Source organism: Bacillus sp. 17RED48 (assembly GCF_019837545.1).
GTDB classification, from domain to species: domain Bacteria; phylum Bacillota; class Bacilli; order Bacillales; family Bacillaceae_G; genus Bacillus_A; species Bacillus_A wiedmannii.
Genome location: NZ_JADAXG010000001.1, coordinates 569005 through 585663 on the forward strand (window position 1 = coordinate 569005; position 16659 = coordinate 585663).

General features: G+C 36.2%; 16 protein-coding genes and 1 tRNA gene. 12 read left to right on the forward strand and 5 right to left on the reverse strand.

Annotated features, from left to right (window positions below):
* Positions 1-46 precede the first annotated feature (46 nt).
* The gene (gene vrrA / locus ILT06_RS03050) at positions 47-793 is read right to left on the reverse strand and encodes a VrrA/YqfQ family protein (protein WP_064474779.1); all 747 of its coding nucleotides are present in this window, start codon (positions 791-793) and stop codon (positions 47-49) included.
* 180 nt (positions 794-973) lie between these two features.
* Here vrrA and ILT06_RS03055 point away from each other — a divergent pair, with 180 nt between their 5' ends.
* The gene (locus tag ILT06_RS03055) at positions 974-2284 is read left to right on the forward strand and encodes a DEAD/DEAH box helicase (RefSeq protein WP_000194012.1); all 1311 of its coding nucleotides are present in this window, start codon (positions 974-976) and stop codon (positions 2282-2284) included.
* 190 nt (positions 2285-2474) lie between these two features.
* On the forward strand, positions 2475-3371 hold the full coding sequence (locus ILT06_RS03060) for a deoxyribonuclease IV (RefSeq protein ID WP_064474780.1): 897 nt from the start codon (positions 2475-2477) through the stop codon (positions 3369-3371).
* Between the two features lie 26 nt (positions 3372-3397).
* On the opposite strand, the gene ILT06_RS03065 is transcribed toward ILT06_RS03060, so the two are convergent.
* Positions 3398-3652: a DUF2624 domain-containing protein gene (locus tag ILT06_RS03065; protein WP_001048965.1), complete on the reverse strand. Its 255-nt coding sequence runs from the start codon at positions 3650-3652 to the stop codon at positions 3398-3400.
* Between the two features lie 149 nt (positions 3653-3801).
* Here ILT06_RS03065 and ILT06_RS03070 point away from each other — a divergent pair, with 149 nt between their 5' ends.
* The 4 genes from ILT06_RS03070 to ILT06_RS03085 all read left to right on the forward strand — a co-directional run bounded on the left by ILT06_RS03070 (position 3802) and on the right by ILT06_RS03085 (position 7104).
* Positions 3802-4680 (forward strand): YitT family protein, encoded by an 879-nt coding sequence (locus tag ILT06_RS03070; RefSeq protein WP_000435955.1) that lies wholly within the window; start codon positions 3802-3804, stop codon positions 4678-4680.
* A gap of 393 nt (positions 4681-5073) precedes the next feature.
* Positions 5074-5844 (forward strand): metal ABC transporter ATP-binding protein, encoded by a 771-nt coding sequence (locus tag ILT06_RS03075; protein WP_064474781.1) that lies wholly within the window; start codon positions 5074-5076, stop codon positions 5842-5844.
* Complete coding sequence (locus tag ILT06_RS03080; RefSeq protein ID WP_064474782.1) at positions 5844-6677, forward strand: metal ABC transporter permease; 834 nt, start codon at positions 5844-5846, stop codon at positions 6675-6677. The genes ILT06_RS03075 and ILT06_RS03080 overlap by 1 nt, the downstream gene beginning before the upstream one ends.
* A 13-nt stretch (positions 6678-6690) precedes the next feature.
* Positions 6691-7104 (forward strand): Fur family transcriptional regulator, encoded by a 414-nt coding sequence (locus ILT06_RS03085; RefSeq protein ID WP_001054512.1) that lies wholly within the window; start codon positions 6691-6693, stop codon positions 7102-7104.
* 79 nt (positions 7105-7183) lie between these two features.
* On the opposite strand, the gene ispG is transcribed toward ILT06_RS03085, so the two are convergent.
* From ispG to ILT06_RS03100, 3 genes are all read right to left on the reverse strand, one after another.
* Entirely contained in the window at positions 7184-8293 is a 1110-nt protein-coding gene (gene ispG / locus ILT06_RS03090) for a flavodoxin-dependent (E)-4-hydroxy-3-methylbut-2-enyl-diphosphate synthase (protein ID WP_122950842.1), read from the reverse strand.
* Between the two features lie 164 nt (positions 8294-8457).
* A complete protein-coding gene (locus ILT06_RS03095; protein WP_088048102.1) occupies positions 8458-8823 on the reverse strand; it encodes a hypothetical protein in 366 nt (121 codons plus the stop codon).
* Positions 8824-8895: 72 nt separating this feature from the next.
* A complete protein-coding gene (locus ILT06_RS03100; RefSeq protein WP_000021902.1) occupies positions 8896-9654 on the reverse strand; it encodes a DUF1189 domain-containing protein in 759 nt (252 codons plus the stop codon).
* 242 nt (positions 9655-9896) lie between these two features.
* On the opposite strand from ILT06_RS03100, the gene ILT06_RS03105 reads away from it, so the two are divergent.
* From ILT06_RS03105 to pstC, 6 genes are all read left to right on the forward strand, one after another.
* A tRNA-Ile gene (locus ILT06_RS03105) sits at positions 9897-9970 on the forward strand.
* Between the two features lie 221 nt (positions 9971-10191).
* A complete protein-coding gene (gene sodA / locus ILT06_RS03110; protein ID WP_001052034.1) occupies positions 10192-10803 on the forward strand; it encodes a superoxide dismutase [Mn] in 612 nt (203 codons plus the stop codon).
* A 116-nt stretch (positions 10804-10919) separates the two neighbouring features.
* Positions 10920-12197, forward strand: coding sequence for an MFS transporter (locus tag ILT06_RS03115; RefSeq protein ID WP_088048103.1), 1278 nt, complete (start codon positions 10920-10922; stop codon positions 12195-12197).
* Positions 12198-12306: 109 nt separating this feature from the next.
* Complete coding sequence (locus ILT06_RS03120; RefSeq protein ID WP_064474785.1) at positions 12307-14433, forward strand: peptidoglycan D,D-transpeptidase FtsI family protein; 2127 nt, start codon at positions 12307-12309, stop codon at positions 14431-14433.
* Positions 14434-14763: 330 nt separating this feature from the next.
* Positions 14764-15681 carry a phosphate ABC transporter substrate-binding protein PhoX gene (phoX, locus tag ILT06_RS03125; RefSeq protein WP_088048104.1) on the forward strand — a complete coding sequence of 306 codons (918 nt, stop codon included), beginning with the start codon at positions 14764-14766 and terminating at the stop codon, positions 15679-15681.
* Between the two features lie 27 nt (positions 15682-15708).
* Positions 15709-16659 carry a phosphate ABC transporter permease subunit PstC gene (gene pstC / locus ILT06_RS03130; protein WP_222654812.1) on the forward strand — a complete coding sequence of 317 codons (951 nt, stop codon included), beginning with the start codon at positions 15709-15711 and terminating at the stop codon, positions 16657-16659.

The following is a 16659-nucleotide window of genomic DNA, read 5'->3' on the forward strand; positions in this document are numbered from 1 at the left end:
AGTCTTTTACATTATAAAGGAGGAGTGGATAGAAAACAAAGGATTGTTACACATATAGTTTTGGTTTTGTTGCTATTTTTTGAACAGGCTCCTCTCGTAATTCCTTTTCTATGACAGGCTCAATCACTATTTTTTTTCTTTTTCTTTTTTTTTGTGGAGGAGGCGGAGTTGCTACCTCAACCTTTTCTGTTATGTCTTCAGTTGGATTTTCAGTTGGATCTTCTTCCGTACTTTTTCCAGAGGTGAGGATTTTAACAATGCTTGGTAGGTTACGCATAATAGGACCGTACTGTTCGACGACAGGGCTTACAGATTGAACGACTTGGGATACTTTTTCAATATTGTTTATCATATTAGTTGGATTCGAAATTAAATTTGCAAAAAAACTGCCGATGCCGCTACTTGATGCTGCTGTAGTTGCTGCACCGCCGCGCGTTTCATTTGATTCATACATTTGAGGGGGGATCATTTGCTCTGGATGTTGCTGCATGTATGGTTGATATTGTTGTGAGTATTGCTGCGGGTATTGTTGTTGGTATTGGTATTGGTATTGGTATTGTTGTTGATATTGGGGCGGTGGTTGCTGGTGCATCATTGGCGGCGGTCCTTCCATTTGTCGATAAGGTGGAACCATTTGCATGAAAGGCTCGGTTGGATCGTGTTTTTTAAAGAGTTTAGCAAGGAACCCTTTCTTTTTTTGTGCCATCGGTGGTAGCTGTGGAATTGGATATGGTGTATAAGGTTGTTGTCCTTGATTCGGATACATTTGCCTTGTGGGGGATTTTGGAAACATGTGAGAAATCCTCCTTTCTTCAGTTAGGTATATACACATACAATATGCAATAAGAGGGAAGAAGGTTAGTTTTTGAAGGAAAAACCTAAACTAAAGATGGATTTTACTTGTAGATTTCGATATAATGTAGACTTGACTGATTTGTGCGCGCAGTAGAAATTTAGAAAGAAGGTGTAACTTATGACACAACAAACTTTTACACAGTATGATTTTAAACCATTTTTAATAGATGCAGTTCGTGAACTACGCTTTACAGAACCGACAGGAATTCAAAAGAAAATTTTCCCGGTCGTGAAAAAAGGTGTAAGTGTAATTGGACAATCCCAAACAGGTTCTGGGAAAACACATGCATACTTACTTCCTACATTGAACAGAATTAATGCAAGTCGTGAAGAAGTACAACTTGTTATTACAGCGCCTACTCGTGAGTTAGCACAACAAATTTACGAAGAAATCGTGAAATTAACAAAGTTTTGTGCGGAAGATCAAATGATTACAGCACGTTGTTTAATTGGTGGAACTGATAAACAACGATCAATTGAAAAGTTGAAAAAACAACCTCATATTGTAGTTGGAACACCAGGACGTATTAAAGATTTAGTAGAAGCGCAAGCATTATTTGTTCATAAAGCAAATACTATTATTGTCGATGAAGCAGACTTAATGCTTGATATGGGATTCATTCATGATGTAGACAAAATTGCATCACGCATGCCTAGAAACTTGCAAATGCTAGTTTTCTCTGCAACAATTCCTCAAAAACTAAAACCGTTTCTGAAGAAATATATGGAGAATCCAGAGCATATTCATATCAATCCAAAACAAGTTGCGGCTGGGAATATTGAGCATTATTTAGTACCTTCTAAACATCGTAACAAAATCGATTTAGTGAACAAAATGTTGCTACAATTTAAACCGTATTTAGCAGTTGTTTTCACGAATACGAAGAAGATGGCGGATCAGGTTGCTGACGGATTAATGGAACGTGGCTTAAAAGTTGGACGAATTCACGGAGATTTATCACCGCGTGATCGTAAAAAAATGATGAAACAAATTCGTGATCTTGAATTCCAATATATTGTTGCAACTGATTTAGCAGCACGTGGTATTGATATTGAAGGAATTAGTCATGTTATTAACTACGAACTTCCATCAGATTTAGATTTCTTCGTTCACCGCGTTGGAAGAACAGCACGTGCGGGGCATTCAGGTATTGCAGTGACGATTTATGATCCAGCAAATGAAGAAGCGTTAGATAGTTTAGAAAAACAACGTCATATTGAGTTCAAGCATGTAGAGTTACGCGGAGATGAGTGGGCGGATTTAGGTGAACGTCGTCGTCGTAAGAGCCGTAAAAAACCAAATGATGAACTTGACGTTATGGCAACGAAAGTTATTAAAAAGCCGAAAAAAGTAAAACCAAACTATAAACGTAAACTTGCAACAGAACGTGACAAAGTCAAGAAAAAATATAGCAATAAAAAAAGATAAGGGGAGCCCCCTTATCTTTTTTTATCCGGCTATTTGCGGGATAATAATCGGTGGGGAATGGAAAAACACTGATTAAAGTTTCGGTGTAGCTAGTTACAATTTGCGTAGTGTTTTAGGAACAAACAATTCGCTACATATTTCTACAAATTATGCTATCATTATATCTATTGTATATTGAAGAGGTGATTGTATGTTAAAGATTGGATCTCATGTTTCTATGAGTGGTAAGAAAATGTTATTAGCAGCAAGTGAAGAGGCTGTTTCATACGGTGCAACGACGTTTATGATTTATACAGGTGCACCGCAAAATACACGAAGAAAACCAATTGAAGAATTGAACATAGAAGCAGGAAGAAAACATATGGAACTAAACGGTATTGAGGAAATTATCGTACATGCACCATATATTATTAATCTTGGGAATACGACGAAGCCAGAAACATTCCAATTAGGTGTAGACTTCCTTCGCATGGAAATTGAAAGAACATCGGCATTAGGTGTAGCGAAACAAATCGTTCTTCACCCAGGTGCGCACGTTGGTGCAGGAGCGGATGCTGGTATTCAACAAATTATTAAAGGGCTTAATGAAGTATTAACGTCAGAGCAGACGGTTAACATTGCGTTAGAAACGATGGCAGGAAAAGGAACAGAATGCGGTCGTAGCTTTGAAGAAATTGCAAAGATTATTGATGGTGTAAAATATAATGAAAAATTATCAGTATGCTTTGATACGTGTCATACGCACGATGCAGGATATGATATTGTAAATAATTTTGACGGCGTATTAAACGAATTTGATAAGATTGTTGGTATGGATCGTTTGCAAGTACTTCATATTAATGATAGTAAAAATGTATGCGGCGCAGGAAAGGACCGTCATGAAAATATCGGCTTCGGTCATATCGGTTATAAAGCGTTACATCATATTGTACATCATCCGCAGTTAATGCACGTACCAAAAATTCTTGAAACGCCATATGTAGGTGAAGATAAAAAAGATAAGAAGCCGCCATATAAATTAGAAATCGAAATGCTGAAAAATGGTACTTTTGATGAAGGAATTCTTGAGAAAATTAAAGCGCAATAAGAAATAAGGAGGGGATTTTCCCCTCCTTATTTTAGTAGTTGCTGAAATAAAGTATTTACTTGTTGGGCAGTAGCAGGGGAGGTTACTTTTGCTATTTGTTTTAAGAGCTCTAGCCGTTCGTCATTATCGTAAATGTTAATATTCTTACCTTTCATAAGTAAAACAATTTGATCCGCTTGTGCAGTCGTAATAGAAACTTCATACTCTTTACTATATTTCAATAACTCTTTTGTAGAAATATGATTTAATTTTTTATTTACAAGTTGTTTAATGAGGTTCATTGAGTTATCCTCCTTCACACGTTCTTCTATCGAAATATATGAGTACGTAGCTTGTACATATTCGCGTAGAGTTTCTTTTTTCATGAGAAAAAGAAGCGTATGTTATAATATAAGGACGAAACTATAGAAAAAGAGTATAAGGAGGACTTATGGAACAAAAGCAACATCGAAAAGAAAGTGTTATCCATCTTATTTATCGTTTAGTTATGATTATTTTTGGGGCAGCATGCGCAGCGGTAGCGATTGAACTATTTTTAATGCCAAATAAAATTATTGATGGTGGAATTATTGGTATTTCTCTTATATTAGATTATCTTACTCCTAATATTTGGTGGTTAAGTTTCTCTACTTTAGTCGTTATTCTCAATATCCCATTTATGTATTCAGGTTATAAGCAAATCGGAAAAACGTTTATGCTATCTTCGGCGTTCGGTATTGTAGCTTTAGCGTTTATTGAATCAACGTTACATGCTGTTCCGCCATTTACAACAGAGCCAATTTTAGCAACAGTGTTTGGTGGTCTTATTTTAGGGATTGGTGTAGGGCTCGTTATTCGCCATGGTGGATCAATGGACGGAACAGAAATCATGGGTATTTTATTAACGAAGAAATTACCTTTCTCTGTTGGCGAATTTGTAATGTTTGTGAACTTATTCATTTTTGCATGGGCAGCATTTGTATTTGGTGTTGAACAAGCTATGTATTCTGTTATGACGTACTATATCGCATTCAAAACAATTGATACAGTTATTCAAGGTTTAGATGAAACGAAAGCAGTTTTAATTGTATCAGATCAATATGAGGAAGTATCAAATGCGATTTTGCATCGTCTTGGTCGTGGAACTACAAAGCTTGTAGCGAAAGGCGGTTACACGGATAAAGAAAAAGAAGTTATTTATGCAGTTGTAACGCGTCTGGAAGTGACGAAGTTAAAATCAATTGTGTATGAAATTGATGCGAATGCGTTTGTTACGATTATGAATACACAAGAGACAAATGGTGGCAAGTTTAAATCAGCTATCCACTAGAAAAATTATCCAGAAAAAGCCCTCGCCAATCGTTAGGGGATGGCCTCATCTGATTAAGGTTTCATTTTATCCCGCTTTAATGGGCAGTAAGACCCCCACCTCAAAATTCAGCGAAAGCAAAGAAGTTAGGTGGGGGATCAACTGCCCATAAAAGTCCGATTGGTTCAACTAATAATCAGTGGGGGATGAAGAAAACCCCCACTGATTAAAGTTTCACTTTATAGGAATACTTTTCGAAAGCAGAGAATTTTTCTCTGCTTTTTGTTATAATAGTAAGGTTTCTTGAAAAAATTGATATATTTTAGGCAGATTGGTTTACAACTATAATAAGCTGTACTATAATTCAAATAGATATAAATCGGAATCATTCTGAATTAAAATAGGTGAGATGCTATGAATAATATATTAGAAATAGAAGGATTGTCATTTCGATATGAAGATCGAAATGTGTTAGAAGATATTAATTTGCAAGTTCCGAAGGGAGCTTTTTTAGGTTTAGTTGGGCCAAATGGTTCTGGGAAATCAACTTTGCTAAAATGTTTATTAGGCGTTTTAAAGCCAAAACAGGGAAGTATTCGTTTGTTTGGTGTTGATAGTAAGAAGTTTAAAGAATGGAACAAAGTTGGTTATGTGTCGCAAAAGGCAAATAGCTTTAATTCTGGTTTTCCGGCCACTGTTTTTGAAGTTGTATCAATGGGACTCGTTTCGAAAAAAGGGCTGTTTCGCTTTTTCACGAAAAACGATAAGGAAAAGGTGGAAAAAGCGATTGCTGATGTAGGGATGAGTGCGTTTCAAGGGCGCAATATCGGAGAACTTTCTGGTGGACAACAACAGCGTGTATTTATTGCTCGTGCGCTCGTTAGTGATCCTGAATTACTTATTTTGGACGAGCCCACTGTTGGAATAGATGTGAAGAATGTAGAAAGTTTTTATGAGACATTAGAGGATTTAAACAAAAGGTTAGGAATCACATTAATTCTCGTTACTCATGATATGGGAGCTGTTACAGAGAAGGTAACACATGTGGCATGCTTAAACCAACATCTACATTTCCATGGAAATGTAGAGAAGTTCCGAGAGTTAGAAGATGCAGAAATGTCCGTCTTATATGGACATCATGTTCATCGCTTAGAACACGAGCATGAGCATCACGGGAGGATATAATGATACAAGATTTTTTACAATATGACTTTTTACGTAACTCTTTATATGCAGGGGTTTTAATAGGACTTGTTGCGCCGCTTATCGGTGTATTTGTTGTCATTCGCCGAATGTCGCTTATTGCGGATGCTTTAAGTCACGTGACATTATCGGGTATTGCTGCAAGTTTACTACTAGAAAAAACAATTTTCACAGGAGGATTTTTAAATCCGTTATATATGGGAATGATTTTTTCTATTGGTGGGGCGTTACTAATTGAAAAATTACGTACTGTATATAAACATTATCAAGAATTAGCAATTCCGATTATTCTTTCAGCAGGAATGGGGATTGGGGTTATTTTTATATCACTTGCAAATGGATTTAACACTGATTTATTTAGTTATTTATTTGGGAGTGTAAGTGCTGTAACAAGTACGGATTTAATAATCATCGGCATTGTAGCAATTGTTGTTATTATAACGATCACTTTATTATACAAAGAGTTATTTTTACTATCGTTTGATGAGGAATATGCTGTATCAACCGGTTTGAGTGCAAAGTGGATTCACTTTATTTTCATTATATTGGTTGCTCTTGTTATTGCAGTATCAATGCGTGTAGTAGGGGTTCTTCTTGTATCATCATTAATGACGTTACCAGTTGCAGCAAGTATTCGTATTGCGAATGGATTTAAACAAACAATTTTCTTTTCCATTTTATTTGGTGAAATTGCAGTAATTGGTGGAATGTTTGCTTCATATCAACTTGATCTAGCACCAGGTGGTACAATTGTTATGATAGCAGTTCTTATTTTAATTGGTGCGATTTTATGGAAAAAGAAAAAAACTGCATAAAGTAGGGATAGATATGAATCTAACAGAAGCTTTACGCCTAATGAAAGATAAAGGATACAAACATACTGGGAAAAGGGAAGAAATGCTCAGGTTATTTGCGGCTCACAATCGTTATTTAACGGCGAAAGACGTTTTAGAGCATATGAAGGATGATTATCCAGGTCTTAGCTTTGATACGATTTATCGTAACTTAACGGTGTTTGCTGAAATTGGTGTTTTAGAACAAACGGAATTAAATGGTGAAAAACATTTTCGTTTTACATGTTCTATTATGGAACATCATCATCATTTTATTTGTTTAGATTGCGGGGGGACGAAAGAGATTACTTCCTGCCCGATGGATTTTATGAATAAAGATTTTAACGGTTATGAAGTAACCGGGCATAAGTTTGAAATATATGGCCGTTGTCCAAAATGTGCAAAATAAGAACTCGTCGGTTACATAACTGACGAGCTTTTTTACGTAAAAAAGAAGGTTGCCCACAAATATTGTGGCAACCTTCTTTTTATTGTTCTTGTGTTTCTTTTTCTTTTTCTTTTTCTCGTTCAGCAGCCATTTCAGCAGCAATTACATCGATTTCTTTTTTCAGTTCTTCTACCATTATTTCTTCTGGTACTTTACGAACAACTTGCCCTTTACGGAATAATAATCCTTCTCCACGTGCACCGGCAATACCGATATCAGCTTCACGAGCTTCACCAGGACCGTTTACAGCGCAACCAAGTACTGCAACTTTAATTGGTACTTTTAGTGTAGAGATGTATTCTTCCACTTCGTTAGCGATGCTAATTAAATCAATTTCAATACGACCACAAGTTGGACAAGAAATAAGTGTTGCTGCATTAGATGCAAGACCGAATGACTTTAATAGTTCACGCGCAACTTTTACTTCTTCAACTGGGTCAGCACTTAATGAAATACGTAGTGTATTTCCGATGCCTTTATTTAAGATTGCGCCAAGACCAGCGGCACTTTTTACAGTTCCGGCAAATAATGTTCCGGATTCTGTAATACCTAAATGTAATGGGTAATCAAAAGCACGAGCAGCTTTTTCGTATGCTTCAATTGCTAAGTTAACATCAGAGGCTTTCATAGATACGATAATATCGTGGAAATCTAAGTCCTCTAAAATTTTAATGTGATGTAGGGCGCTCTCGACCATACCATCTGCAGTTGGGTATCCGTACTTTTCTAAAATGTGACGTTCTAATGAACCTGCGTTTACACCGATACGGATTGGAATACCGCGTTCTTTTGCTGCATTTACAACAGCTTCTACTTTATGGCGACGACCAATGTTACCTGGATTGATACGTACTTTATCAATGCCACCTTCAATTGCTTTTAAAGCAAGGCGATAATCAAAATGAATATCAGCAACAAGTGGAATGTTGATTTGTTTTTTAATATCAGCAATAGCATTTGCTGCACGTTCGTCTGGAACAGCAACACGGACGACTTGACAGCCAGCTTCTTCTAAACGTTTAATTTCAGCAACTGTTGCTTCAACATCATGTGTTTTTGTTGTTGTCATACTTTGTATAATTAATTCATTATTACCGCCAATTGTTAAATTACCGACTTTAACTGGACGTGTTTTTGTACGATGAGTCATTTCATTCACGAATAGATCGCTCTCCTTATAAAAGAAGTTTCTTATTTAGTCCCTCATATCAATGAAAGTATACGTGATACAGGGCTATAGAAACCGAAGTGCTCGGTTTCACTTTTACTATTGTATCAGCGCCTTTATGCAATTGACAAGGATTAAGTGATTGCTCATTGATATAACGGGAATTTATAAGACTTTCCAATTTGTATTTTTGTAGCAGACGTACTTTTGTTTAGTTGTTTAAAGTCATCAATTACCTTTTCGATGGAAGGGATTTTTTTCTTATTAATTTGTTCGGTAATAGAAAGAACTGTCTCACCTGTTTTGACTTCAATTGTTTTATAAGTTACATCTGTTTCTTTTTCTGCCTTGTTCTCTTTATTTTGTTTTGTATCTGTACTTTCTTGTTTTATCGTTTGGGCCGCATTTGTTTTTTTATATGAACTTAACATCGGTAAAGTGCCGATTTTTATATCGTAATAAAATATATAACCAAGAACAAGCACGAATAAGAATACACCTAATCTCTTCATATTCTTCACTCCTTTGCTAGGAATATATGCTTGTCCAAAAAAAAAATGCCTATTTAGGCATTTTTTTCGTTCTTATTTTTCTTTCGGTTTTGGAACTTCTTTAATCGTTAAGTAAAGAACAATTAAAACAACTGCGATATAAATGAATGTTGAACCAGGTACAACAATTTTGAATAGATCCATAATCATAAAGAAGATTGTTGGAATTGTGTAGCTGTATGCAGTTAACGTCCATACTTGCTTATAAGATAATTTACGTTGACCGCTCATAGCAGAACCTATAAACGCAAGTAAAGTAATTCCTAAGAAAGTAATAAACAATTGGAATAGGTATACTAACACGCCGATAACAGCTAGTAAAATTGGATAAATACTATCGAATACAGAAATGAAATCTTGCAAATCTTTCTTCTCAAGAGATGTCCCTAATAAATCATTATAGGAGTATGTTTGTGTCTGACCATTTCCTATAGAAACTACTTTATCTTTTAAAATAAATAAACCAGTTTTGTTTTGATATGTTTCTATATCTGTTGTATTGGGATCGAATACGAAAAGAGCATCTCCCTCTTCCTTTAGAATAGGTTGTTCAATATCTGCTTTTAGTTCACCGTTTTCGATTTTAAAATCAGGTAAATCTTTTTCAATTGCTTGATTTACCATGGTAACACTATCTTGAATAAAGCTACCGTAAAAGAATGTTCTTGGAATAGTAGTGATTAGACAAAGTAGCATAATATACAAAATGGTTTTTCCGATTTTTTGAAAACGGAATAACGCCATATCTTTAGGCGAATACACGCTTTTGGCTAATTGGGTAAATATGGACATAGATTCACTTCCTTTATGTATGTATAAAATCATTGTAACGTAGGAATCTAGAGAATCTCAAGATATATTATATTTACATATAGTGGAGATAACTAAATTTCTTTTTATTAATTTTCTTCTTTTATATGAGAAAAATACAATTGACACTTTTCTTTGCCATATGGTAAATTTATCTTACATTTCTTAAAGGATATATCTGATAGGAATTCCTTTATTTGATATGTTGTTACATACATAATTGTGGACCCTTAGCTCAGCTGGTTAGAGCAGACGGCTCATAACCGTCCGGTCGTAGGTTCGAGTCCTACAGGGTCCATATCCATTTCACATGTTTATTATGTCAGTGGGAAGCTTCCTTGTAGAAGGGAGCTTTTTTTACGGAATATATGAGCATTTTAATTGAAAAGAAGTGGGATTTTTGCTACGTTAATGATAGCAAGACAATGTGATTTATTTGTTTGCACCCTATGGCAATTAGGGTAGAATGAAGTTGTATGTCACTTAAGTGGCAATACATAAATTGGGAGGAATATAACAATGGCAAAACACGAATTACCAAATTTACCTTATGCGTATGATGCTTTAGAGCCTCACTTTGACAAAGAAACAATGAACATCCATCATACAAAACATCATAACACGTACATTACAAACTTAAACGCTGCTTTAGAAGGTCATGCAGAATTAGCTGACAAAAGCGTAGAAGAATTAGTTGCAAACTTAAACGAAGTACCAGAAGCAATCCGTACAGCAGTACGTAACAATGGTGGCGGACATGCTAACCATACATTCTTCTGGACAATCTTATCTCCAAACGGCGGCGGACAACCAGTAGGCGAACTTGCAACTGCAATTGAAGCGAAATTCGGTAGCTTCGATGCATTCAAAGAAGAATTCGCAAAAGCTGGCGCAACTCGTTTCGGTTCTGGTTGGGCTTGGTTAGTAGTAAACAATGGTGAGTTAGAAGTAACAAGCACGCCAAACCAAGATTCTCCTCTAACTGAAGGTAAAACTCCAGTTGTAGGTTTAGATGTTTGGGAACATGCTTACTACCTAAATTACCAAAACCGTCGTCCTGACTACATCGGTGCATTCTGGAACGTTGTAGATTGGAACGCTGCTGAAAAACGTTACCAAGAAGCAAAATAATTGTAATAACGATAGAAAAAGCTAGGAGAATGCTCCTAGCTTTTTTCTATGCTTTCCTTTTACATAATTGGGCTTGTCTTTGGAAGACTAGAACATGAAGTAAAGGAGAGTTGTGTATGAAGTGGAAACATGTAATTGGTGACGTTGAAGTGAATCGGGATTTAGTGTTATTGCTCCTTATTGGAGGTTTATACACGCTCGCAATTTCTTTATCGAATACGTTTGTTAACATTTATTTATGGAAACAAACACAAAATTATGTGAATCTTGGCTTGTATAATTTGGCCAGCGTTGTATTACAGCCTCTCACATTTCTTATAGGTGGGAAATTAGCGAAGCGTATTGATCGCTCAATCTTGTTACGAATAGGCGTAGGCACGTTAGCTATTTTTTTTATCGTTGTTTTAGTAGCGGGAAAAAGCGCTTCTCACTATATTTTATTAATGGGGGCTCTTTTAGGAGTCGGATATGGTTTTTACTGGCTCGCGTTTAACTTATTAACATTTGAGATTACAGAACCAGAAACAAGAGATTTCTTTAATGGGTTTCTTGGACTTCTTACATCCTTCTCTGGCATGATTGGACCGATAGCAGCTGGATACACAATTTCACGTATGGAAAAATGGAGTGGTTATACGGTCATATTCTTTCTTTCGTTACTGTTATTTGCAATTGCTGTCATTTTAAGCTTTTTTGTATCTAAGAGAGAATGTGAAGGACGGTATGAAATTGTACAAGTATTGAAAGAGCGGCAGATTGATAAAAATTGGGGAAGAATTACACGTGCTCATTTTTTCCAAGGGTTGAGAGAGGGAACGTTTATTTTTGTAATTTCCGTGTACGTGTATTTAGCGACGGATAGCGAACTCGCCTTAGGAAAATATAGCTTAGTAAATTCTGCTGTATCATTTGTATGTTACTACTTAGTCACTCGTATGTTAAAGAAAGAGTGGCGGAAAAAAGCAATTTTGCTTGGCGGCATTATTTTATATGCAGTCGTATTTTTAGTTATATTCAATGTTACATACGCAAAATTACTTATTTACGCAGCGTGTATTGCGATTGCATACCCTATTTTGCTCGTTCCGTACGGGTCCATGACATATGATGTAATTGGCAGAGCGAAAAATGCGAGAGAGTGGCGTGTAGAGTATGTAGTTGTCCGGGAATTATGGTTAAATGCAGGAAGAATTTGCTCGATTTTAAGTTTTTTATGTGCTGTACTATTCTTTCCGCCCGAAAAAAGTTTACCTTACTTATTATGTATTTTAGGTGCAGGACATTTTCTTATTTATTTTGCAGTTAAAAATGTCAAATATGATGAGGGAAATGCAAGTAAAACAAGTGTTGTAACGCAAGCAACTGCGCAGAATCAAACAGAACCAGAAGGTTAACTTCTCGGTTGTTTTATGCTAGAATAGAAAAAGATGTAAGACAGCAGTGAGGACACCTGTATGAAGGTGTCCCTTTCACATTACATAGCTGTTGGTAGAGGGGGTTTGTATGAGCAAGAAGCAGAAACAACAAAAGAAAAAGACTCACGTTCCTTTTCGGTTAAACGTGCTGTTTTTCTGCGTGTTTTTAATGTTCTCCGCGGTTATTGTAAGACTTGGATATGTACAAATTGTTCGCGGTGAGGAATATAAGAATGAAGTGGAGAGGAAAGAGAACTCGACGATAAGTAATCCTGTACCACGTGGGAAAATATTTGACCGTTATGGGCGAGCTGTAGTAGATAATGCAGCTGTTCGTACGATTACATTTACAAAAATGAAAGGATCAACTGCAGAGGCTCGCTTAGAAACAGCGGAAAAGCTAGCAGATTTGATTGAAGTACCGACAGATAAATTAACAGATCGCGATAAAAAAGATTATTGGCTTGCTATGCACAAAGAGGAAGCTAAAGAAAAGATTACGAATAAAGATCGTCAAGAGTTAAAAGATAAAAAAATTGACGATAAAGAATTAGATGAACGTCAACGAAGTCGCGTGACAGAAGAAGAAGTGAATCAATTATCCGCAAAAGATTTAGAAATACTAGCGATTAAAAGCAAAATGGACGGCGGATATGCAATGACACCTCAAGTTATTAAAAAAGATGCTACAGAAGAAGAATATGCGATTATTAGTGAAAGCCTAGCAGCATTACCGGGTGTAGATACGAATGTTGATTGGGATCGAAAGTATATTTATGATGATTTATTCCGAAGTGTACTTGGCGGGGTGTCAACGTCTGATGAAGGTTTACCTAGAGAAAGACTAGATTACTATCTTGTTCGTGATTATAATCGAAATGACCGCGTAGGGAAAAGTTATCTTGAGCAGCAGTATGAAGATAGTTTGCATGGTAATAAAGCGGAAGTGAAAAATATTACAGATAAAAACGGTAATATTTTAGAAACGATTAATGTATCAAAAGGGCAAAGTGGTAACAATCTGAATTTAACAATTGATATGGAATTACAAAAGCGTGTAGAAGAAATTATCACTAAAAATTTATTGAGATATAAAGGGGGACAACCTCTTTTAGATCGTGCATTCGTTGTAATGATGAATCCGAAAAATGGTGAAGTTTTATCTATGGCAGGGAAACAGTTAGTGAATGAAAATGGCGAAACGAAAGTGCAGGATTTCGCATTAGGAACGATGACAAGTTCCTATCCGATGGGATCAACTGTAAAAGGTGCGACAGTACTTACAGGCTATCAAACAGGTGCGATTCAACCAGGTTCAGTTCAACTCGATGAACCAATCGTATTGAAAGGAACGCCGAAAAAATCTTCTTGGAAGACGATGGGATATATTAATGATTTGACAGCATTAAAAATGTCTTCTAACGTTTATATGTTTAAAACGGCGATGAATCTCGCAGGTGTTCAATATGTGAGAGGTGGTACGTTAGATATACCACAAAAAGCATTTGATACGATGCGTTATTATTTCGGACAGTTTGGACTTGGTGTGAAAACAGGTATTGATTTACCGAATGAATCAGCGGGCCAAACAGGTAAAGGAATTCAGCCAGGTTTCTTATTAGATTTATCAATTGGACAGTATGATACGTATACACCACTTCAATTAGCGCAATATGTTTCAACAATTGCAAATGGTGGTTACCGTATGCAGCCGCAAGTTGTGAAAGAAATTCGTCAACCGGCAGTGAAACCAGACGAAGTTGGAAAAGTGGTTCATTCAATGGAACCGAAAGTGCTAAATCGTATTGATATGCCTGAATCACAAATTAAACGTGTTCAGGAAGGATTTAGACAAGTATTTAACGATTCTGGTGGTACAGCTGCGAAATACTTTGCAGGTGCACAATATAAAGCTGCTGGTAAAACAGGTACAGCTCAAACTGTGTATGGCGGAGATAAAGAGATTGGTAGAAAGGCAAACGGTGAGCGTAAAGAAACATATAACTTAACATTAGTAGGTTATGCGCCACTTGAAGACCCTGAAGTAGCATTTTCTGTTGTTGTACCTTGGGTAGATGATAAATCAGGTATTAACGGATATATTAGCCGTGACATTATGGACGCGTACTTTGATTTGAAAAAAATAGAAAATGGCGAAGCTTCAAAAGAGGAAATAGATAATAAAAAGAAAAATAAAGAGCAAGATGATGAATAAAAAAGTTGTAAAAAAAGCACACTATCTGAAAAGATAGTGTGCTTTTTTTTATGGTTCATGCATACGTTCTAATAAAGTGGACAAGCATATCATATCGGAAAATTAAGAGGCCTCACAAATGATACTTATACATTCCTCTGGAGGAAAATGGTTTTATGAACCAATCATCAGTGAAAATGAACAGTGGCTACGGATTAAAGTTTTACCTAATGTTGATTCTTGTGGAACTTTACAAAACTTTTACAAACAATTAAAACCGAATTAATAGTTTAGCAGTATTCTTATATCTGTAATCCTGTTATTTCCGGTTACTTCTAGGAGGAAGAACACGTGAAATGGATAAGTGCATCGATTAAAGTTTTCATGCTGTCGACATGTTTCCTTTATGTTGGCACGTCTACTGCATTTGCTGTGAATGAAATGGGAGAAGTGAGAGTTGATGGATCCTCAACAGTTTTTCCTGTTATAGAAGCAGTAGCGGAGGAATATACAAAGGTGCATCCAAACGTGAAAATTTCTATTAGTGTTTCTGGAACAGGAGGAGGATTTAATCGTTTCAGTAAAGGAGAAGTAGATATAAATAATGCTTCGAGAGCAATGAAACAAGTGGAAGAAAATGAGATGAAGAAAAACTCCATTCAGTTTACACCGTTTGAAGTCGCTTACGATGGTCTTACGATCGTTGTAAATCGCCAAAATACTTGGGTAGACAATATGACGGTAGAAGAGTTACGTCTATTATGGAGTGAAGATGAAAGCGAAAAGCGATGGTCACAAATTCATTCATCATGGCCACGTGAACAGGTGAAGTTTTATGCGCCAGGTGTAGACTCTGGTACGTATGATTATTTTCAAAATGTCATCTTACAAAATAGTCGCATTGTAAAAAAAGTCTCTTTGTCTGAAGATGATCAAGTTATTATGCAAGGGGTAATGAATGATAAAAATGCCATTGCTTTTGTAGGATATGCTTATTATATGGCCAATCGAGATAAGGTGAGAGCAATAAAAGTGAATGGTGTACTTCCGACGAAAGATACCATTCAATCAGGTAAGTATAAGCCATTATCTAGGCCACTATTTGCTTATGTGAATGATGCATCTATCCGAAATAAAATGAATGTAGCAAATTATATTGAGTTTATGATTCAACATGTTGGTGATCTTGCTGAAGAGGTTGGATATGTAAAATTACCAAAAGAACAATACAATGAACAGCTGCGGATGTTAACAGAAATAAAAAGGTAATGTCAGGGTGGAGAGGGGTTTTCATCTTTGGCTCATAATGACAAAAATCAAATTACATTTTCTGTACAACATTTGATTGAAAGAAATACAAAACAAAGAAAAAAAACGCAGCGAATCAATCGAATCGTTCCGTTATTACTAAAAATAATTGCTAGCGTGTCTATTGTAACGACACTTGGAATTATTTTCACATTGGCAAATGAAACATTGATGTTTTTTCAAAAAATACCATTACTCTCCTTTTTGACGGGAAAAGAATGGTTACCTTTTTTTGAAGATCCTAAATTCGGTATATTACCACTTATATGTGGAACGTTCCTTGTAACAGCAATTGCCATGCTTGTAGCAATTCCTATCGGTTTAGCGTGTGCCGTATTTTTAAGCGAATATGCTTCAAACGGTGCAAGGAAAGTATTAAAACCGATGTTAGAACTATTAGCAGGTATTCCGACAATTGTATATGGTTTTTTTGCATTAACAGTTGTCACACCACTTTTACAACGGATTATACCAGATTTACAGTTTTTTAATGCGATTAGTCCAGGTATTGTTATTGGCTTTATGATGATACCTACAATTGCATCTCTATCTGAAGACGCGATGAGAGCTGTAGCGAAAGGGACGAAAGAAGCTTCGTTAGCACTTGGAGCAACTCGGTTTGAGATGGTAAAACAAGTCGTGTTTCCTTCGGCTTTTACAGGGATTATGGCAGCGATTATATTAGCTGCTTCCAGGGCAATTGGTGAAACGATGATAGTTGTAATTGCAGCGGGATCTACACCGAATGTATCGCTTGATCCGACACACTCTATTCAAACGCTAACAGCCTATATTGTGCAAGTGAGCTTAGGTGATGCTCCGCATGGAACAATTACGTATTACAGCATGTACGCTGTAGGCGCAACGTTATTCTTGTTTACTCTTATAATGAACATCATTTCACACTCTATTATGCGCCGCTTTAGGAGGGTGACATAA